This is a genomic window from Chromatiaceae bacterium, from assembly GCA_024235395.1.
Lineage (GTDB): Bacteria > Pseudomonadota > Gammaproteobacteria > Chromatiales > Chromatiaceae > Thiosocius.
In genome coordinates this window covers 83,489-104,233 of the sequence record JACKMK010000003.1, presented here as the reverse complement: position 1 = coordinate 104,233, position 20,745 = coordinate 83,489, and the positions used below count along the sequence as shown (strand labels likewise).

Sequence of the window (20,745 nt, the reverse complement as noted above, 5' to 3'; positions counted from 1 at the left end):
CGGGGGGGTGCAAATGAAAAACCCCGACCGACGGTCGGGGTTTGTGGTCACCGATCCAGCGGTGCGGCGTAGCGCGGTCTCAGTCGGTATCGATCTGCTTCATCAGTGCGAAGCTCTTGACGAACGGACCGGCCATGCGCGGATCCTTGATCATGCTCTTGAAATCGCCACTCAGGAACTTGAGCTTGCCCATCGCAAATGCGGTACCGAGGCCGGCCATCCCGATGCCGTCGGAGGCCCACTTCATCCAGTTGTCGCGATCGGCACGCATGTCCCAGTCGGGCTTGGTGCCGTCGTAGTCACCGGCTCGTACGCACTCGCCGTTCTCTACGACGAACACGCCACGCGGCTGGTCTTCGTTCTTGAATCCGCAGGTGATGACGGAATTGAAACCGATCTCGGACAGGCGGCCCTTGACCTCGGGGTCCGCATTCCACGCTTCTTTAAGGCTGTTCATCCAGTCTGCGGAAAAGAGTTCTGCCATTCTGATTGCCTCCTCAGGTAATTGCACAGCGGTCCCAACCGTTGGAACCGGCGCAATCTAATCACAGGCCCGGCAGCAGGTGTCCTCAAAGCTGCTTATGCGTCGGGCGCCGGGATTTATTTGCTTTTTCCCGACTGCCGCGGCTAGCGCGGCGGCGCGTCACGGTGGCCTGTATACTGCACGCCTTCGTCAACTGAACCCGACCGTCATGCCGCGCGACTGCACAGCCCAACTCAAGGCCCTGATGGCCGAACGTATCCTCGTCATGGACGGCGCCTACGGCACCATGATCCAGCGTTACAAGCTCGACGAGGCGGCGTATCGCGGCACGCGCTTCGCCGACTGGCCGAGCGACCTGAAGGGCAACAACGACCTGCTGACACTGACCCGGCCGGATGTGATCACCGAGATCCACGAGGCCTATCTCGCCGCCGGTTCAGACATCATCGAGACCAATACCTTCAGCGCGACGCGCATATCCATGGCGGACTACGGCATGGAATCGCTGGTGCGCGAGCTGAACGTGGAATCGGCGCGCCTGGCACGAACCCTGGCGGATCGCCACTCGACAGCGGAAAAGCCGCGTTTTGTCGCCGGTTCGGTCGGTCCGACCAACCGCACGGCCTCCATCTCGCCCGACGTCAACGATCCGGGTGCACGCAATGTCACGTTCGACGAGTTGGTCGAGGCCTATGCGGAGGCGATCGATGGGCTGATCGACGGCGGTGTCGACCTGCTGCTGATCGAGACCATCTTCGACACCTTGAATGCCAAGGCCGCCGTATTCGCCACCGAACGGGTATTCGATGCCAAGGGTTTCAGGCTGCCGATCATCCTGTCCGGCACCATCACCGACCAGTCGGGTCGCACCCTGTCGGGCCAGACCACCGAGGCGTTCTACAACAGCCTGCGACATGCCAGGCCTTTGGCGATGAGTCTGAACTGCGCACTGGGACCGGACCTGCTGCGTCAGTATGTCGAGGAGATGTCCCGGGTCTGCGAGACCTATGTCGCGACCTATCCGAACGCGGGGCTGCCGAACGAGTTCGGCGAATACGATCTGACGCCCGAGGATATGGGTCGGCACATCGGTGAATGGGCGGATGCCGGTTTTCTCAACTTGGTGGGTGGATGCTGCGGCAACACGCCGCCACATATCGCGGCGATCGCCAAAGCGGTGGCCGGAAAAAGGCCGCGACTCGTGCCGGCGATTCCGGCGGCCTGCAGGCTGTCCGGCCTCGAGCCGCTGAACATCGACAAGGCGCTGAACTTCGTCAACGTCGGCGAGCGGGCGAACGTGACCGGCTCGGCCAGGTTCAAGCGCCTGATTCTCGAGGGTGACTACGAAACCGCACTCGACATCTGTCGCGAACAGGTCGCGAACGGTGCCCAGGTGATCGACGTGAACATGGACGAGGGCATGCTCGACGGAGTCGCCGCGATGCGGCGTTTCCTGAACCTGTGTGCGGGCGAACCGGATATCGCCAAGGTGCCGGTGATGATCGACTCATCGAAGTGGGAGATCATCGAGGCCGGTCTGCAGTGCGTGCAGGGCAAGTCGATCGTCAACTCGATCTCGATGAAGGAAGGCGAGGGCAGGTTCCGTGAGCAGGCCACCCTGTGCCGGCGTTACGGTGCCGCGGTGATCGTGATGGCGTTCGACGAGGTCGGCCAGGCCGACACCCAGGCCCGCAAGGTCGAGATCTGTACGCGTGCCTACCGGATTCTGGTCGACGAGATCGGCTTCCCGCCCGAGGACATCATCTTCGACCCGAATATCTTCGCGGTCGCGACCGGCATCGAGGAGCACAACAACTACGGTGTCGATTTCATAGAGGCGACGCGCGAGATCAAGCGTACGCTGCCGCATGCCCTGGTGTCCGGTGGCGTGTCCAACGTGTCGTTCTCGTTCCGTGGCAACAACCCGGTGCGCGAGGCGATCCACGCGGTGTTCCTGTACCACGCGATCCAGGCCGGCATGGACATGGGGATCGTCAACGCTGGTCAGCTGGCGGTGTACGACGATCTGCCCGAGGCGCTGCGGGACGCGGTGGAGGACGTGATTCTCAACAGGGATCCGGAGGCCGGTGAGCGGTTGGTCGAGCTCGCGCCGCGGTACGCCGGCGAGGCGCATGCCGAGAAGGTCGAAGACAGGGAGTGGCGCAGTTGGCCGGTCAACAAACGCCTTGAACATGCACTGGTCAAGGGCATCACACAGTTCATCGAAGACGACACCGAGGAGGCGCGCCGGCAGGCCGAGCGGCCATTGCACGTGATCGAGGGGCCCTTGATGGACGGCATGAATGTCGTCGGCGACCTGTTTGGGGCCGGCAAGATGTTCCTGCCACAGGTGGTGAAGTCGGCGCGCGTGATGAAGAAGGCGGTGGCCTATCTCGAACCCTACCTGGAGGCCGAGAAGCAGGAGATGGCCGCGGCCGGCGGCACGCTGAAGAGCAACGGCCGGATCCTGATGGCGACCGTCAAGGGCGACGTGCACGACATCGGCAAGAACATCGTCGGCGTGGTCCTGCAATGCAACAACTACGAGGTGTTCGACATCGGTGTGATGGTCCCGGCCGAGACCATCCTGAACAAGGCACGTGAACACGACGTCGATATCATCGGACTTTCCGGGCTGATCACACCCTCGCTCGACGAGATGGTGCACATCGCGAAAGAGATGAAGCGCCAGGGATTCACGCTGCCGTTGATGATCGGTGGTGCGACCACGTCGAAGGCACACACCGCGGTGAAGATCGACCCCGAATACGAACACGGTGCCGTGTATGTCGCCGACGCCTCGCGAGCGGTCGGTGTCGCGAGCGCCCTGCTGTCGGACGAACAGAAACCGCAGTTTCTTGCCGAGACACGCGCCGAGTACAACGAGGTGCGGCTGAGGCGCGCCGCGAAGGCCGAAGCGGCAAGCCTGGTCTCGATTGCCGAGGCCCGCGCCAACGCGACGCCGGTCGACTGGGCGGCGGCACCGATCTCAACGCCGGCCCGGCTCGGCGTGACGGTGCTCGACGACATCGATCTCGCGCAGATCGTGCCGTATATCGACTGGACCTTTTTCTTCCATGCCTGGCAGCTGAAAGGTCGCTATCCAAAGATCCTCGACGATCCGGAGAAGGGCGAAGAGGCACGCAAGCTGTTCGCCGATGCCCAGGCGATGTTGAAACGCATCGTCGGCGAGAAATGGCTGCGCGGCGCGGCGGTGGTCGGTTTGTTCCCGGCGAACGCGGTGGGTGACGACATCGAGGTCTACACGGACGATACGCGCAGTGAAGTGAAGCTGAGGCTGCACAACCTGCGCAAGCAGGGCAGACAGCCTGCGGGGCACTACAACGAATCGCTGGCCGATTTCGTCGCGCCGAAAGACAGTGGCGTCGCCGACTACATCGGCGGTTTTGCGGCGACCGCCGGTCTGGGTATAGACCCCAAGTTGAAGGAGTTCGAGGCCGACCACGACGACTACCACGGCATCATGCTGAAGGCGCTGGCCGACCGTCTTGCCGAGGCGCTGACCGAATGGCTGCACGAAAAGGTGCGCAAGGAACTCTGGGCCTATGCACAGGACGAGTCGCTCGACAACGCGCAGCTGATTGCCGAGCGCTATCAGGGGATTCGCCCGGCGATGGGTTATCCGGCATCGCCCGATCACAGCGAGAAAGACCTGCTGTGGGAGCTGCTGGATGCCGAGACCAACACCGGAATCTGGCTGACCGAGTCGAAGGCGATGGTGCCGACCGCGTCGGTCAGCGGCCTGTATTTCGCGCATCCGCAGGCAAGGTATTTCGCGGTCGGCAAGCTCAACCGTGACCAGGTCGAGGACTATGCGGGACGCAAGGGCATGCCGGTGGCGGAAGCCGAACGCTGGCTGGCACCCAACCTCGCATACGAACCCTGACAGCAGTCGCCGCCGAAGCGGCCGGTCTCGTCAATCGTCGTGCGGGTTGTCGCTGCTGCCGGACAGTATGCCGCGCAGCCGTGCCGTACCTATGACCTGCAGCACCACGCCACAGCCGACGAAAAACACGACGGCGGCCATCAGCGAGGCGCGTACCGGGTCGCCCTGGGCATCGCTTTCATACAGGAAGGCCGCCACCAGGCAGCCGGCCGCGCCGAGATAGCAAAGCAGGGCGACCGCAAAGGCGAATTTTTGAGCGGGGTGACGCGACATATCCGGTTCCCGGTGCGTTCGAGGTCGCTAGCTTACCCCGGTCGGCGGAACCGCACAGCAACCGCGAATCCGGGATGCCAGTGGGGTTGTCGGTCTTCCCGATGCACTACGCTGAGGAGGTGGAGGTGTCCGATCATGCGACTACCTGTTGCGCTGTTGGCGGTCTCGATCATCTGCCCCTTGACCACCCTGGCGGCGCCGGTGGTCGAGAACGCGTTCGGGATGCGCTTCGTCGAGTTGCCGGCCGCGACGTTCTGGATGGGTTCCGTCGATCTCGCCGAGGCGCGCGCGGATTTTCCCGACCCGGCCGATGCCGACATCGCCGATGAGGGGCCGGCGCACCGTGTGACCCTGTCCAAACCGACGCTGATGGGCCAGACGGAAGTCACCCAGCGGCAATGGCTCGCGGTCATGCAGAATCGTCCAGGACCGCCGTCGCATTGGCAGCGTGACGACTGGGCGGAGCTGCCGGTGGTCGGCGTGAACTGGTTCATGGCACAGCGTTTCACCGAGGAACTCGGTCTGCTCGATCGCGCCTACCGCTACCGTCTGCCGACCGAGGCCGAGTGGGAATATGCCGCGCGTGCCGGGAGCGACGGGTTGAGGCCGATGCCACTGGCGCAACTCGGGGAACACGCCTGGTACATCGACAATTCGGGTGACTTACCGCACCCGGTCGCCGGGAAGCGGGCCAACGCGTTCGGTCTCTACGACATGCTCGGCAATGCCTGGGAATGGGTCGCCGACCGTTATGCCCGCGACACCTATGCGCGGCGCGCCGCGGCGCCGGGCAGTGCGCCGGATCCGCAAGGTCCCGAACTGGGCGAGCGGCGCGTTCGTCGCGGCGGTTCCTACCACTGTCCGCGTCACCTGGTGCGACCAGGCTACCGCACTGCCGACGATCCGGAACAGCGGTACTCGGTGCTCGGTTTCCGGGTGGTCGCGGTACCACGCGCCGGCGACGACGCACGCTAGCCGGCGCGCCGCGCAGACCGGCTCGCGACCTCCCTGGGTAATCTAAAGTATTACAGGCGTGTGTCGCTGTTTCTGGCGGGACACCCGGACACCGTTGTTTATGGAATTCAAGATCGATCTCGTGCAGGTCGTTCTCGCGCTGGCCGACGCGCTCGACCTGGTGGGGATCGACGAGGTCGCGCATGGCAAACGCGTCGGCTACATGGCGTTCAAGTGCGCGGAGGGCGAGGGCCTCGCGAAGGGCGGGCGCGAACGCCTGTTCGGTATCGGCCTGTTGCACGACTGCGGCGTTTCATCGAGCCGCGAACACGCCCATCTGGTCACCGAGATCCAGTGGCAGGGCGCGGAGGGTCACGCCGCGGAAGGGGCCGGGTTGCTGCGTGGTTTTCCGCCGCTCGCCGACTATGCCGAGGTGGTGCGCTACCACCATACCCCGTGGGATCGCCTGGAACGGTTGGACGGGGTCGACCCGGCCGCACGCCGCGAGGCCAATCTGATCTTTCTGGTCGACCGCGTCGACGCGCTGGCAGCGGCGCATTACTCGGTCGACCTGCTCGAGCAGATCGACCCGATACGGGACTGGGTAAAGCGCAATGCCGGAACCCTGTTCGTGCCCGACCTGGTCGACCTGTTCCTCGACGTCTCGGCATCGGAGGCGTTCTGGATGATGCTCGAGCCGCCTCACCTCGAACGTTTCGTGTTCGACATGGAGCGACGCGCGGATTCGCGCGAACTGTCGTTGCTCGAGGTCAAGCAGCTCGCAGCATTGTTTGCGCACGTGGTCGATGCCAAGAGCGAGTTCACCGCGCGCCATTCGCTTGGGGTCGCGAAGCTGGCGCGGTATCTCGCGCAAAAGACCGCACTCACGCCTTTGCAGGTCGAAAAGGTCGAGATCGCCGGGCTGCTGCACGACATCGGCAAGCTGCGCATCCCGGATGAACTGCTCGAGAAGAACGGTGCGCTGACCGACGCGGAACGGCGCACGATGCACCGTCACAGCTTCGAGACCTACCAGGTACTGCGTCGCATCGAAGGCCTTTCCGATATCGCGCTGTGGGCCGCCTACCATCACGAGACCCCGACCGGAAAGGGATATCCGTTTGGTCGCAGTGGTGGGGCCTTGAGCCTCGAGGCACGCATCATCGCTGTCGCGGACGTATTTCAGGCGCTGGCGCAGCGCCGACCCTATCGAGGCCCGCTTTCGCCCGACCAGATCGTCGAGGCGTTGCACGGTTTCGTCGCCCAGGGGAGGCTCGACGCGGCGATCGTCGCACTCGTGTCTGCCGACCTGGCGGGTTGCTACCAGGCCGCCGTGGCGGTCGAGCGCACCGACCAGGCGGTACTCGGCGACAGCGCCGTCGGCTGATCCGGTCGTCGCGGCACCGCCACCCGGGCATTCGCTGGTTGACCTGCTTCCGTGTCTGAACAACCCTTTAGACAGGTCGTTGCTGTCGTTTCCGCAACGTGACTGCGCTAGAGGTGTTGCCGTGCTGCGTGCAGGGAATCTGTGGTGGGGGTTGTTGCTGTTCGCGGTCGTCGCGGGCGCCGCGTACGCGGTTGAGGATACGTCCTCGTCCCGCCGCAGCGCGGTGTTGCTCGAGATCGACGGGACCATAGGTCCGGTAACGGTCGAGTATTTTCGCGATGGCCTGCGCAAGGCACGCGAGCGGGATGCGCCACTGGTCTTGCTGCGCATCGATACGCCCGGCGGCCTGGACGCCGCGATGCGCGACATCGTCAAGGAGATCCTGGCGTCGCCGCTACCGGTCGTCGGCTTCGTCGCACCAGGTGGGGCGCGCGCGGCGAGCGCCGGCACCTACATCCTGTACGCCTGCCATGTCGCAGCGATGGCGCCGGCAACCAATCTCGGCTCTGCAACCCCGGTGCAGATCGGTGGTCTGCCCGGTCTGCCCGACGGGGCCGATCAGCCGACGCCTGAACCGGGCGAGGCCGATGGGGGGCGAAAGCCCGCCGATCATGGCCAGCGGCCGGTGTCGGGCGGCGCGATGCAGCGCAAGATCGTCAATGATGCGGCGGCTTTCCTGCGGGGACTCGCGGTGTTGCGCGGACGCAACGCCGAATGGGCCGAGCAGGCGGTCCGCGAGGCCGGCAATCTGACCGCGGACGAGGCCCTGCAGCGCGGGGTCATCGACCTGGTGGCGGCCGATGTGCCACGGCTGCTCGCGCAGATCGACGGACGCGAGCTGTCACTGCCGGGCGGTACGACGACGCTGCGGACCGACGGCCTGGAGATCGAGACGTTTGCGCCCGACTGGCGGATCCGCATCCTGTCGGCGATCACCGACCCGAACATCGCCTATGTGCTGATGCTGATCGGCATCTACGGACTGATCTACGAACTGGCCAATCCCGGTGCCATCCTGCCGGGCGTGATCGGTGCGATCGCGTTGCTCACCGCGCTGTATGCGTTTCAGGCCCTCCCGGTCAACTACGCGGGTCTGGCGCTGCTGGCGTTGGGCGTGGCCTTCATGGTGCTCGAGGCCTTCGTGCCGAGCTTCGGGGCACTCGGCATCGGGGGCGCGATCGCGTTCGTCGTCGGATCCCTGATCCTCTACCGCGACGAGGCGGGGCAGATCGGCGTCGCGATACCGCTGATCGCGACCTTCGTCGCGCTCAGCATGGCGCTGTTCCTCGGGGTGCTCGGTTATGCACTCAAGACACGCCGCAGGCCGGTGGTCAGCGGCCGCGAGGAGATGCTCGGTGCGACCGGCGTGGCGGAACAGGATTTCGCTGACACCGGCCGGGTGTGGGTGCACAGTGAGAGCTGGACCGCGACTACCCGGGCACCGCTTCGGCAGGGACAGCGGGTCAGGGTGATCGCGATACAGGGCTTGCGCCTGGAGGTGGAGCCGTTGCTGGGTACAGGGGAGGACCAGGAATCATGAATGCAGTGACACTTGGAATCGTGTTGTTCATCGGCGCGCTGCTGCTCGCGTCGATCAAGATCCTGCGCGAATACGAGCGCGGCGTGGTGTTCTTTCTCGGCCGGTTTCAACGCGTCAAGGGACCCGGGTTGATCATCATCATCCCCGGGATCCAGCAGATGGTGCGCGTGGACCTGCGCACCGTGACCATGGACGTGCCCACCCAGGACGTGATCTCGCGCGACAACGTCTCGGTCAAGGTCAATGCGGTGCTGTACTTCCGGGTCGTCGATCCGGAGCGCGCGATCATCCAGGTCGAAGACTACATCATGGCCACCAGCCAGCTGGCCCAGACAACGCTGCGATCGGTGCTGGGGGCGCATGAACTCGACGAGATGCTGATGAATCGGGATCAGCTCAACCACGATATCCAGGCCATCCTCGATCAGCAGACCGATACCTGGGGGATCAAGGTATCGAACGTCGAGATCAAACACGTGGACCTCGACGAATCGATGATCCGTGCGATCGCGAGACAGGCCGAAGCGGAACGCGAGCGGCGCGCCAAGGTCATCCATGCCGAGGGCGAACTGCAGGCCTCCGAAAAGCTGTTGGCGGCGACCGAGGTGCTGACCCGCAACCCGGTCAGCATCCAGCTGCGTTATCTGCAGACACTCAGCGAGGTGGCGAATTCGAAGGGCTCGACCGTGGTGTTCCCGTTCCCGCTGGAATGGGCCGGGATGCTCGGCGGCCGGGATGAATCACGCTGAACGCGTGCCCAGTTCAGTTGCCGGTTGCCGCCGGGTCGATGACGAAGCTGTAGCCGTGCCGTTCGAAACCGAGACGGTCGTAGAAGGCGTGCGCGCCGTCGCGCCGCAGATTCGACGACAGGGCCAGCTTGTAACAACCCTGTTCTCGGCACAGTCGCAGGGCCTCGGCGATCATCGCGGCCCCGACGCCCTGCTGCCGCGCCGCGCCGGCCACGACGATGTCCTCGATGACACCGCTGGGTGTTCCGGCGTGACCCAGGGTGCGCAGGATCAGCAGGGTGAAGGTGCCGACGATGCGTCCATCGCGCTCGGCGACAGACAGCCGCAGATCGGGGTTTTGCGCCAGCCGCTCGTACAGCCGGCGTGCCTCGGCCAGCCCGAGCACCCGCCCGTCATCCATGTCCGGCTGCGCCAGCAGGGTCAGTATCGCCGGCAGATCGTCCGCGGCAGCGGCGCGGAAGACCAGGTCGCTGTGAAGTTTCTCGTGCATCGTGCGGACGAGGATCGGATAGCGCGGCGCCTCAGGCAAGTGCGCGATGCGCCGGTGGCGATCCGGGTCGGGTGGTGCGCGTCAGGGATTGGCTCAATTCGGCCGTGAGTCGGACGCTAACACCGTTAATTCGCAAAAAAGCCAATCACAGCCACTCGCTGGCACCGGACCAATGTCAGGGAATCCAGACACCAAAGGGGGCGGAGTGCCGAATTCCGCAGAACGCCGCCGCTACACGCGTTACCCGATCGAACTGGCGGGACGGCTCGCCGTGCGTGGGGCCGGCCGGCAGCCCTGCGTGGTCCGCGACTATTGCGGAGGCGGTCTGCTGTTGCAGCAGCCGGCGGCAGCGAGGCCCGTGCCCGGGCTGGCAGTCGGCGACCCGCTCGAGCTGACGGTCGATCTGTTCACCGGGCGGGGCATCGAGCCCACGGCACTGAGTGGCCGGGTTGCATGGGTCAACGGGGAGTACCTGGGGCTGGCGTTCCAGCAACCGTCGGATGCATTGGTCGCGGTATTGCGGCGGCATGACCGGCTGGCGCGTGGCGACCAGCAACGCACCGCAACCCAATCGGGGGGCGAGGTGCGCTGCCTCGCCAAACTGCGGCATGTGGCGCAGGGGGCATTGCCCGGCATCCTGCGCGAATTGCTGGCGCAGACTGCGGAAAGGCTGATCGAAGCGGCCGATGCCGCTGCGTCGAACCGCGAGCTGCAGCAGCTCTACAGCGACATGCATGCGTTGGACGCTGTGCGCGACGGCGACCTGCTGCAGCAACGGGTGTTGGACAGGGCGCTCGGGGCGACCGCGGAAGCGGACGAAGCATCGACACCCACCGGGGAGCTGACGCTGGTCGAACCGGACGACTTCGAACGCTGGCTCGAGGCATCGCGCGCCGCGACTGTCCTGCAGGGCCTGTTCAAGGCGGAGATCACCGCGCTTGGGTCGCGCCTGGCACAGCTGCGCGGCACGCCAGCGGCGACTGACGTGATGCTGCCGTTCGTGCCCCAGCATTTCACCAGGGCCCTGCAGGATGTCGCCGATGAACTCGATCTCGGTCGGTCGAGCCGCGGCGTACTGTTCGAACAGGCGATCAAGGTGCTCGGTGCCCGGCTCGGCGATCTGTATGCGGACTTCGAGGCGGCACTGGACGGGCTCGGCGCTCCCGCAGCGCGCGCCGCTTTTGTCCCCGGCCGGCCGGCGGCCGGCGAGGCAGTGGCCGCCGGCGCCCCGGTCGCGCGGCCCGATCCGGCCGCCGCCGCCGCAGGATCGCGGGTGCCGGTCAGCGAGGTTGCGCCCGTCGCCCAGGTCCCGGCGCCGCCCGCGGCAGCGGGGATCTCGCCGCTGGCGATCGATGCTGCCGAGCTGGCCGAACTGTTGCAGCAGGAGGCCGTGCAGCGCCAATCGCTGGTCGAGGAGCTGTTCGGGCACCTGGCCGAGATGCCGAACATGACCGACAGCCTCGCTCAGTGGCTGTAGGAACTGGACGCACCGCTGGTCCAGGAGGCGACCGAAAACCGCGGGTTCTTCCTGGAAGAACAGCACCCGCTGCGGGTGATCGTCGATCAGCTTGCCCATCTTCAGAGTTTCCGTCCCACGCCGGATGCCGATCCACGCACCGACACCTTGCGCCAACGCGTGACCCAGCTGCTCGAGCCGGTCCGGCGTGGCGAGGCCGACGACGCGGTCCTGCAGGCGATAGCCGATCAGGTCGGCGCATTGACCCTCGAGCAGAGCCGCCTGTATCAGCGGCGGGTCGAACGCGTCTCGGAGGCCAGCGCCGGCCGGGACCGTGTGCGCCGGGCGCGCCTGGCGGTCGCCGAGGAACTCGACCGGCGCTACGCCGGCAAACAGGTACCCGAGGTCGTCGCGGAACTGATCGATGTCGGCTGGCGTGCGGCGCTGGAACTCGCCTGGTTGAACGGCGCCGAACAGGAGCAGCGTTATGCCCGGCACCTCGCGGTCCTCGACGCCGCGGTGACGGCACTGGGCGGGGATGCTCACGACCCGGCGGCGCCGGTGATCGCGCCACAGGCGTTGTTCGATGCAATCGCCAGCGAACTTGGCTCCACCGCATTCGATCCGTTTCGCCGCACCGCGTTGGAGAACCGCTTGCGCGCGGAGTTGTTCGATCCCGAGGCGCGCCCGAAGCTGGTCGAGATGCCGGCGCAGGCGCGCGCGGCCGGTGCCGACCGGCCCGAGCCGCCAGAGGGGGTCAACCGGCACACCTGGCAACGCCTGCTCGACCGGTGCATGGCGGTCGCGGTCGGCGACCGTGTGCGTCTGCTGGATGCGCCCGAGGGACGCCAGGCATTGCGCGTCGCCTGGATTCGCGACGATCACACCCAGTTCGTACTGGTCGATCACCAGGGCCTGATGGCACGCGACATAGAGCTGCCCGAACTCGCGCTCGGTCTGCACCGCCGCCGCATCCTCCTCGAACAGGTCGACGGCCGGCCGGCGAGCGACCGTGCGGTGGAAGCGATGTTGCACCGCATGGAGGGGCGCCTGGTGTACCAGGAGGCGCACGACTCGTTGACCGGCCTGATCAATCGACGACAGTTCACCACCGCGCTGGAACAGGCGCTCGGGGTAGCCGACGGCGGCGCCGGTGTGCTGGTATGGATCGACGTCGATCAGTTCCGATTGGTCAACGACATCCACGGCTACGACACCGGCGACCGCCTGTTGATCGCGTTGGCGCGCCAGCTGGACAAGGCCCGTGGCGCGAAAGTCGCCGGGCATCTCGGTGGTGACCGGTTCGGTGTGTTGCTCCCCGAACTGACCGGGGTCGATGGCGAACACTGGGTCGAGGAACTGCGCCGCGCGGTGGCGGCGATGCCGTTCGATTGGAAGGGACCGCCGATGGCGTTGAGCCTCTCGGTCGGGATCGTCGATCTGAGCGGCGACAGGGGCGGTGTCGGCAGTGTGCTGCGCGCGGCGGAAAGCGCCATCACGGCGGCCAAGGCGGCCGGCGGTGGACAGGTGTACGTCTATCGTGAGGACGATCCCGAGATCGCACGCGAACAGAGTGCGGTGCAGTGGGTGGTGCAGGTCGACGAGGCACTGGACCGCGGTCGCCTGCAGTTGCGTTGTCAGCCGATCGTTCCGATCCGTCCGGACCGGGCGCTGCAACCGCATTACGAGGTGCTGTTGGGGGTCGCCAACGGCGCCGGCGAACTCTTGCCGATCGCGCAGTTCATCGAGGCGGCGGAGCGGTACAACAGGATGCGCGCGGTCGACCGCTGGATCGCGCGTACCGTCATCGAGCAGATCGCGAGCGGGCGCGAGCTGTTGCCGATGTTGCACGGCTTTGCGATCAACCTGTCCGGGCAGACGGCGAACGATCCCGGTTTTGTCGCCTTCATCCGCGAGCTGTTCGAACGCCATGCGATCGACCCGTCGTGGGTCAGCTTCGAGATCACCGAGACCGCGGCGATCGCCGATCTGTCGAATGCCGCCGGGATCGTGCGTGACTTGAAGGCACTCGGCTGCAAGGTCGCGTTGGACGATTTCGGCAGCGGTTCGGCGTCTTACTCCTACCTCAAGGAACTGCCGGTCGACTGGCTGAAGATCGACGGCGTGTTCGTGCGCAAGGTCGCCGAGAGCATGGAGGATCTCGCAGTGGTCAGGTCGATCAACGAGATCGGCCATTTTCTCGGCAAACAGACGATCGCCGAGTATGTCGCCGACAACACCATACTCCGGCGCGTGCGCGAGATCGGTGTGGATTTCGGCCAGGGGTACGCGATCGCCCCGCCGTTGCAACTGGACGAACTGTTCCAGCAGGCATCGACCGGCGCGGCCTGACCGCGTTCACCAGCTGAAGCGTTCCCAGGTCCAGTACAGACCCACGCCCGAGATCACCAGAGAACCGGGGATCACCACCAGCGCCCGATAATACGGACGCCGGCCGAACCAGATGCCGAGTACGCCGAACGCGAGTGCGATGACCGCGAGCTGGCCCAGTTCCACCCCGACGTTGAAACCGATCAGGGCACTGGCGAACGCGTTGGCCGGCATGCCGAAGTCCGAGAGCATGCTGGCAAAACCCAGGCCGTGCAGCAGGCCGAAGCCAAACACCAGCACCAGGCGGCTCTTGTGCAGGGTGCGGTGCCAGACGTTCTCCACCCCGACGTAGGCGATCGACAGCGCGATCAGCGGCTCGACGACGCGAGCGGGCAGCTCGATCATGCCGGTCATCGCCAATGCCAGCGTGATCGAATGCGCGACGGTGAACATCGTCACCTGCCACAACAGCGGCCGGATCCGCGTGCTGAACAGAAACAGCCCGAGCACGAACAGGATGTGGTCGAGTCCGTTCGGGACGATGTGGTCGAACCCGGCCCCGATGTATTCGCCCAGCACCTCGAGCGTGCCGGGCGTGCGAAACACCTCCTCCAGCGAGAAGGGATCGCTGCGGCGGTCGTCCCGGATCCATTGCCACGACGACCAGTGCCACTGCTGATTGGCCTCGTCGACCTGGCGCACGCGCACGGCGTTGTCGCCGAACGCTGCCGGGTAGTACCAGGTGAGACTGCGCGTCTCGGTCGGGATGTCGCCTTCGAGCACGATCAGCGATATCCGCGGGACCTTGGTGTAGCCGGGTACCGGGATATCCACCTGGGTGATGCTCGGCGTGGCGCGCTGGCCGTCGAATCGCAGTTCGACGGTGTCCAGCATGAGTGCCTTGAACGGCTCGAAGGCCTGCGCCAGTTGTTCCGCCTCCAGTGCCCGCAGCCGGTCATACTCGTCCGCGTTCGGCGCCTGGGTGGTGTCCTTGTACTGCGCGTTGATGCCGGTCAGCAGCGCCTCGATGCTGGCGCGCAGTTCGACCCGGTAGTGGCCGCCGGCGAACACGCTCACCTCGACCAGCGCCGGTTTGACGACATCTGCCGCGAGCAGCGGCGACATCACCGACAGCGACAGTGCCAGCAGAAATCGTAGGGGAATAAACATCGACCGGCAGCGTCTTATTCGGATCGGCAGAAGTAACTGCATGTTCCGCGTCAGACTATCAGCAAAGTCCAATATTGTTTTTGCGGGTAGAGGACACAAGGCCGCATTGTTACACTGCAGCGCCTGCCGACGCGATCATGGATTCGGCGTAACGCAGCGCGGCTGACAGGCCGTCGGGTGTCGTGACGAATCCTCCAATCCCGAACCATTCAAGTACGAGAAAAGCGATATGCCAAAGATCGACCGCCGCGATTTCCTCAAGCTGATGGGCCTGGGTGCTGCGGCCACCGCAGCCCCGATCATTTCGAACAAGGCGTTCAGCGGTGAACAGATGCCGCAGGGTTTCTACGAACTGCCGATGCGAGGCAATGTGCGCATCCTGCACATCACCGATGTGCACGGCCAGCTCAAGCCGGTCTACTTCCGCGAGCCGAACGTCAATCTCGGCGTCGGCGATGCGCTTGGCAGGCCGCCACACCTGGTCGGAAAGAAGCTGCTCGATGCCATGGGCCTCAAGCCAGCGACGCCGGAGTCTTATGCATACACCTACCTGGATTTCGATGCCGCGGCGCTGAAGTACGGCCGCACCGGCGGCTTCGCGCACGTCAAGACGCTGCTCGACAAGATGCGCGAACAAGCGGGTGGCCGGGAGAACACCATCACGATCGATGGTGGCGATCTCTGGCAGGGTTCGGGAACCGCGCTGTGGACGCGCGGCGTCGACATGGTCGAGGCGTCCAACATCCTCGGTCTCGACGTGATGGTCGGACACTGGGAGTTCACCTACAGGGAAAACGAGGTGCTATCCAACGTCGCCCTGTTCAAGGGTGATTTCATCGGTCAGAACGTGCGCGTCAAGGAGACCTCACTGTTCGGTGACGAATATCCCGCACTGGTCGAGAAGTTCGACGGTCGGGGCCTGTATGACGAAGACGCCGGTTATGCGTTTCAGCCGTACGTGATCAAGGAGATCAACGGTGCCCGCATCGCGGTGGTCGGCCAGGCCTTTCCGCGCACCGCCAATGCCAACCCGCAGGAATTCTTCCCCGATTGGTCGTTCGGTCTGCGCGAGGACGACATGATCGAGCTGGTGCAGAAGATCCGCGAGGAAGAGAAGCCGCACGCGGTGGTACTGCTGTCGCACAACGGCATGGACGTCGACATCAAGATGGCCGAACGTGTGCCCGGCCTTAACGCGGTGTTCGGCGGTCATACCCATGACGGCATACCGCAGCCGCTCAAGGTGAAGAACGTCGAAGGACACGAGTGCTGGGTGACCAACGCCGGCTCCAACGGCAAATACGTCGGCGTGATGGATTTCGACGTCCAGGACGGTGAACTCAAGGGTATGCACTACAAGATGCTGCCGGTGATCACCGACTGGCTGCCGGCCGACAAGGAAATGGAGGCGTTCATCAACCAGATGCGCCAGACCAAGTACGACGAGAACATCGTCGAGTCGCGCCGCAAGGATCTGTTCTTCAACAAGACCCGCCTCGGCAAGACGTTCGAGGAGATCCTGTCCGAGAAACTGGCGATCGCCGACCGCCTGCTGTACCGGCGTGGCAACTTCATGGGCACCTGGGACCAGGTGCTGTGCAATGCGCTGCGCCATGAATTCGATGCCGATATCGCGCTCTCGGCCGGCGTGCGCTGGGGGACGACGACCCTGGAGGGTGACTGGATCACGATGGAAGATGTGATGACCCAGTGCGCGATGACCTACGGTGAGACCTATGTCACCGAGATGACCGGGGCAGACATCATCAACATGCTCGAAGGTGTCGCCGACAACCTGTTCGACCCGGACCCCTATCTGCAGTCCGGGGGGGACATGGTGCGTGTCGGGGGACTCGACTACACCATCGATCCGTCGCAGAAACTCGGTCACCGGATCACCGACATGAAACTGGACAACGGTCATGTGATCGAGGCCGATCACAAGTACAAAGTCGCCGGTTGGGCGACTGTGAACCGTACCCCGGAGGGTCGACTGATGTGGGACGTGGTGCGTGACTACATCGTCGCCAAGAAAGGTCCGGACAATGTGCTCAAGCTGCCCAAGATCAACCACCCGAAGCTGGTCAACGTGAAGTCCAACCCGGGGATCGCCGATTATCCGGGCGAGTGGTCCTGAACAGCGGCAGGCCACGCGGCACGAGAATCCCGCCTTATCGGCGGGATTTTTTTCACTCGCCAGGCTGCAGCAGCGGGACGAGTTGTGGCCAGATGTTGTCGAGTATTCGCGGTTGCGCCTCGGCGCCCGGGTGAATGCCATCCGGCTGCATCATGGCGCGGGTCTCGGCGACCCCGGCGAGAAAGAAGGGTACCAGCGCGACGCCGTGCTGCCCGGCCAGATCCAGGTAGATGCGGTGGAACTTCTCACCATAGTCCCTGCCATAGTTCTGCGGTAGGCGGACGCCGAGCAGCAACAGGCGGGCACCGGCCGAACGCCCCATGGCGATCATCTCCTGCAGGTTGTCGCGGGTCTGTTCGAGGCCGAGGCCGCGCAGTCCGTCGTTGCCGCCGAGCTCGATGATCAGGACAGCAGGACGCTCGCGTTCCAGCGTGGCGGGAAGGCGGGTCAGGCCGCCACGGGTCGTGTCGCCGGTGATGCTGGCGTTGACCACCTCGTGGCCATGGCCCTCTGCCTGCAATCGCTGCTGCAACAGGGCCACCCAGCCCTGGCGTTGCTCGATACCATAGGCCGAACTCAGGCTGTCGCCGAGCACGACGATCTTCGGCGTCGCCGACGCGGCCGCCGACAACAGACAGATACCGACAGACAGAAAGATGCATAGCAGGGTTCGCATTTCGGCAACGGCTTTGGGCAAACGGGTGAGCATGGCGGACGGCCGCGATCTCGACATCCTCTCGGCGATCGACCTGCAGGTCAACGCCGGCGAGGCTGTCGCCATCCTCGGGCCGTCCGGATCGGGCAAATCGACCCTGCTGGGGCTGCTGGCCGGTCTCGATCTACCGACCGATGGGCGGGTGGAGTTGCTCGGCGAGGATCTCGCCGCGCTCGACGAGGATGCACGGGCGGCGTTGCGCGCCGGGCAGGTCGGATTCGTGTTCCAGTCGTTTCAGCTGCTGCCGGGCATGACCGCTCTTGAGAATGTCGCCCTGCCGCTGCAGATCGGACGCACACCGGACGCCCGCGCCCAGGCCGAGCGTCTGTTGCGCGATGTCGGACTGGGTGAGCGTCTCGCCCACCTGCCGCGTCAGTTGTCCGGTGGCGAGCAGCAGCGGGTGGCTTTGGCGCGGGCATTCGCCGGCGAGCCGCTGCTGCTGTTCGCCGACGAGCCGACCGGCAATCTGGACGCCGACAGCGGCCGGCGCATCATCGAACTGCTGTTCGATCTGCGCGACCGCGCCGGCAGTACCCTGCTGCTGGTCACGCATGATCAGGCGTTGGCGGATCGTTGCGACCGCGTGCTGAGACTCGAGGCCGGTCGACTGCAGGACGCGGCATGAAGTCCACGCAATGGGGACCGCGGGCCTGGTACGCGGCGCTGCGCGATCCGGGCTTGCGTCTGTTGCTCGCCGCGGTGCTGGTCGCTGTCGCTGCGCTGACCTCGGTCGCCTTCTTCGCAGACCGCGTCGAACGCGCGCTGGTCGCGCAGGGCGCCGCGCTGCTCGCGGCGGACCTCGTGGTCGAGCACGGCGAACCGGTACCGTTGAGCTGGCTGGCGCGCGCCGACCAACTCGGCCTCGCGCGTGCGCGCACCGTGACCTTTCCGAGCGTCATCATCGCCAACGGCCGGCCGCAGCTGGTACAGGTCAAGGCCGTCGAGCCCGCGTATCCATTGCGCGGCCGGCTGCAGGTCGAGCGTGCCGGCGGCGAGCGAACCGACCGGCCGCCGTCGGTCGGCGAGGCGTGGCTGGAGGGGCGCCTGCGTGATCGCCTCGGTGTAACGATCGGCAGCGCCGAGATCGCGCTCGGCGAACTGCATCTGGACGCGGCCGGTCTGCTGGTCGACGAGCCGGACCGCGGTGGCAACCTGTTTCAGCTCGCACCGCGCCTGATGATCCACTACGCGGATGCCCAGCGCAGCGGCCTGCTCGGACCTGCCAGCCGGGTGAAGTATCGCCTGCTGTTGGCCGGCGAACCGCGCGCCGTGGCCGAGATGCGCGACTGGCTGAGCGAGCGGTTGCCGCGCGGTGCCGAGATCGCCGATCTGGAGAACGCACGCCCGGAGCTGCGCACCGCGCTCGAGCGTGCGCGCCGTTTCCTGAGTCTTGCGGCACTCTGTGCGAGCCTGTTGGCCGGTGTGGCGATCGTGCTGGCGGCGCGGCGGTACGTGGATCGTGCACTCGACGGTGCCGCGGTGCTGCGTACGCTGGGGATGAGCGGTGCGGCCGTGCTGCGCTGGCACTTCGGAAGGTTGACCGTGGCGGTGTTGCTCGCGACCTTGCTGGGCAGTCTGGGTGGCCTGCTCGGGCAGCAGGCGCTGGTCATGCTGCTCGGGGACTGGTTCGGGGAGGCATTGCCGCCACCCGGCATGCGCCCGGTGCTGGTCGGCGTGTTGTTCGGTCTGGGAATGACGATCGGCTTCGCGCTGCCGACCCTGCTGCGCATCGGGCGGGTGCCACCGCTGCGGGTGCTGCGCCGCGAGCTCGATGCGCCGGGGCTGGCCAGTTGGGCGGTATGGTCGTTGGCCGGACTGGCCTTTTTCGCATTGATCGCGTGGCAGGTGCGGGACATGCGCCTTGCGGTCGGCATGGCGCTCGCGCTGCTGGTCAGCCTGGTGGCGCTGATGCTCGCCGGGCGCGGGTTGCTGGCGCTGATCGCCCCGTTGCGCCGCACCGGCGGCAGTGCGGCGTTCGGGCTCGCGGCGCTGACCCGTTACCCCGGATTGACGTTGCTGCAACTGAGCGGTTTCGGTCTCGGTATCACCTTGCTGTTGCTGCTGACCGTGGTGCGGATCGATATCGTCGACACCTGGCGCGGCAGTCTGCCGCCCCAGGCACCGAACAACTTTCTGATCAACCTGCAGCCGGATGAGCGAGAGGCGCTGCAGCAGCTGCTCGACCGGCGTGCGATCCCGAATTCCGGTCTGTATGCGACCACGCGTGCCCGCCTGGTCGCGATCAACGGCAGCGACATGGACCCGGAGTCGTACGATGATCTGCGTGCGCGTCGGCTGGCAGCGCGCGAGTTCAATCTCGGTTTCAGCGCGACGATGCAGAGCGACAACCGCGTGCTGCAGGGTGCCTGGTGGTCCGGTCGCGACGCGGCCCCGCAGTTCTCCGTCGAGCAGGGCATCGCCGATCGCCTCGGTATCCGTTTGGGCGACATGCTGACGTTCGAGGTCGCCGGGCTCAGGGTGCAGGCGCCGGTGACCAGTCTGCGCTCGGTGTCCTGGGATTCATTCAACGTCAACTTCTTCGTTGTCGGGACGCCGGCGATGGGTGCGGGGCTGCCGTTGACCTACCTGACCAGCCTGTACATCGATCAACACAGCGAAGGCCTGACCCTCGAACTGACCCAGCGTTTCCCGGCAGTGTCGGTGATCGACGTGCGACCGATCCTCGAACAGGTCCGGGATATCATGGAACGTGGTGCGCTGGCGGTCGAGATGGTGTTCCTGTTCACGCTGCTCGCGGCCGGGCTGGTGACCTTTGCCGCGACCCAGGTGACCCGCGACGAGCGCGCCCGCGAGGTCGCGGTGATGCGCACCCTGGGTGCGTCGCGGCGCTGGCTGTTGGCTGCAGTGCTGACCGAGTTCGGGGTACTGGGCCTGATCGGCGGGTTGCTGGGTGCCCTGCTGGCGAGTACCGCCGGATACCTGATCGCGGTGCAGCTGTTCGACCTGCCCGGCACCCTGAGCGCGACCGCCTGGTGGATCGGCATTGTCGCCGGGACCCTGGTGGTCGCGGTGGTCGGCTGGCTGGCGACCCGCCGTCTGCTTGGCGTACCGCCGCTGCGAGTGCTTAACTCAGGGTAGGCGAGGCGATTTGGGGAGATCCGGTTTGACGAGGGCCGGCCCGCGCGGCGGCG

The 20,745-nt window shown here is 65.6% G+C and carries 15 protein-coding genes; 10 read left to right on the top strand and 5 right to left on the bottom strand.

Translation table 11 applies throughout. The annotated features are described in order from the left end of the window. Nucleotides 1-79 precede the first annotated feature (79 nt). Nucleotides 80-484, bottom strand: a complete 405-nt coding sequence (locus tag H6955_13835; protein MCP5314633.1) for an SCP2 sterol-binding domain-containing protein — start codon at nt 482-484, stop codon at nt 80-82. A 208-nt stretch (nt 485-692) separates the two neighbouring features. On the opposite strand from H6955_13835, the gene metH reads away from it, so the two are divergent. Beyond that, nucleotides 693-4,391, top strand: a complete 3,699-nt coding sequence (gene metH, locus H6955_13830; protein MCP5314632.1) for a methionine synthase — start codon at nt 693-695, stop codon at nt 4,389-4,391. 30 nt (nt 4,392-4,421) lie between these two features. Here the strand turns inward: metH and H6955_13825 are convergent, their stop codons facing one another. Continuing rightward, nucleotides 4,422-4,664, bottom strand: a complete 243-nt coding sequence (locus H6955_13825) for a hemerythrin family protein (protein ID MCP5314631.1) — start codon at nt 4,662-4,664, stop codon at nt 4,422-4,424. Between the two features lie 135 nt (nt 4,665-4,799). Between H6955_13825 and H6955_13820 the strand changes: the two genes are divergently transcribed. The 4 genes from H6955_13820 to H6955_13805 all read left to right on the top strand — a co-directional run bounded on the left by H6955_13820 (nt 4,800) and on the right by H6955_13805 (nt 9,294). Next, nucleotides 4,800-5,639 (top strand): formylglycine-generating enzyme family protein, encoded by an 840-nt coding sequence (locus H6955_13820; protein MCP5314630.1) that lies wholly within the window; start codon nt 4,800-4,802, stop codon nt 5,637-5,639. 100 nt (nt 5,640-5,739) lie between these two features. After that, nucleotides 5,740-7,005, top strand: a complete 1,266-nt coding sequence (locus H6955_13815; GenBank protein ID MCP5314629.1) for an HD domain-containing protein — start codon at nt 5,740-5,742, stop codon at nt 7,003-7,005. A 151-nt stretch (nt 7,006-7,156) separates the two neighbouring features. Beyond that, the gene (locus H6955_13810; GenBank protein ID MCP5314628.1) at nt 7,157-8,545 is read left to right on the top strand and encodes a nodulation protein NfeD; all 1,389 of its coding nucleotides are present in this window, start codon (nt 7,157-7,159) and stop codon (nt 8,543-8,545) included. Further along, a complete protein-coding gene (locus H6955_13805; protein MCP5314627.1) occupies nt 8,542-9,294 on the top strand; it encodes a slipin family protein in 753 nt (250 codons plus the stop codon). The genes H6955_13810 and H6955_13805 overlap by 4 nt, the downstream gene beginning before the upstream one ends. A gap of 13 nt (nt 9,295-9,307) precedes the next feature. On the opposite strand, the gene H6955_13800 is transcribed toward H6955_13805, so the two are convergent. Further along, entirely contained in the window at nt 9,308-9,784 is a 477-nt protein-coding gene (locus H6955_13800) for a GNAT family N-acetyltransferase (protein ID MCP5314626.1), read from the bottom strand. Between the two features lie 205 nt (nt 9,785-9,989). On the opposite strand from H6955_13800, the gene H6955_13795 reads away from it, so the two are divergent. Both H6955_13795 and H6955_13790 read left to right on the top strand, forming a co-directional pair. Then, complete coding sequence (locus tag H6955_13795; GenBank protein MCP5314625.1) at nt 9,990-11,261, top strand: DUF1631 family protein; 1,272 nt, start codon at nt 9,990-9,992, stop codon at nt 11,259-11,261. Between the two features lie 75 nt (nt 11,262-11,336). Beyond that, nucleotides 11,337-13,592: a DUF1631 family protein gene (locus tag H6955_13790; protein ID MCP5314624.1), complete on the top strand. Its 2,256-nt coding sequence runs from the start codon at nt 11,337-11,339 to the stop codon at nt 13,590-13,592. A 6-nt stretch (nt 13,593-13,598) separates the two neighbouring features. On the opposite strand, the gene H6955_13785 is transcribed toward H6955_13790, so the two are convergent. Continuing rightward, nucleotides 13,599-14,741 carry a HupE/UreJ family protein gene (locus H6955_13785; protein ID MCP5314623.1) on the bottom strand — a complete coding sequence of 381 codons (1,143 nt, stop codon included), beginning with the start codon at nt 14,739-14,741 and terminating at the stop codon, nt 13,599-13,601. A 229-nt stretch (nt 14,742-14,970) separates the two neighbouring features. On the opposite strand from H6955_13785, the gene H6955_13780 reads away from it, so the two are divergent. After that, nucleotides 14,971-16,878, top strand: a complete 1,908-nt coding sequence (locus H6955_13780; GenBank protein ID MCP5314622.1) for a 5'-nucleotidase C-terminal domain-containing protein — start codon at nt 14,971-14,973, stop codon at nt 16,876-16,878. Between the two features lie 52 nt (nt 16,879-16,930). Here H6955_13780 and H6955_13775 read toward each other — a convergent pair whose 3' ends face one another. Continuing rightward, entirely contained in the window at nt 16,931-17,554 is a 624-nt protein-coding gene (locus H6955_13775; GenBank protein MCP5314621.1) for an arylesterase, read from the bottom strand. Here H6955_13775 and H6955_13770 point away from each other — a divergent pair. Both H6955_13770 and H6955_13765 read left to right on the top strand, forming a co-directional pair. Further along, nucleotides 17,535-18,218, top strand: coding sequence for an ATP-binding cassette domain-containing protein (locus H6955_13770; GenBank protein ID MCP5314620.1), 684 nt, complete (start codon nt 17,535-17,537; stop codon nt 18,216-18,218). The two genes, H6955_13775 and H6955_13770, sit on opposite strands and share 20 nt — an antisense overlap. Beyond that, complete coding sequence (locus H6955_13765) at nt 18,215-20,692, top strand: FtsX-like permease family protein (GenBank protein MCP5314619.1); 2,478 nt, start codon at nt 18,215-18,217, stop codon at nt 20,690-20,692. The genes H6955_13770 and H6955_13765 overlap by 4 nt, the downstream gene beginning before the upstream one ends. Nucleotides 20,693-20,745: the final 53 nt, after the last annotated feature.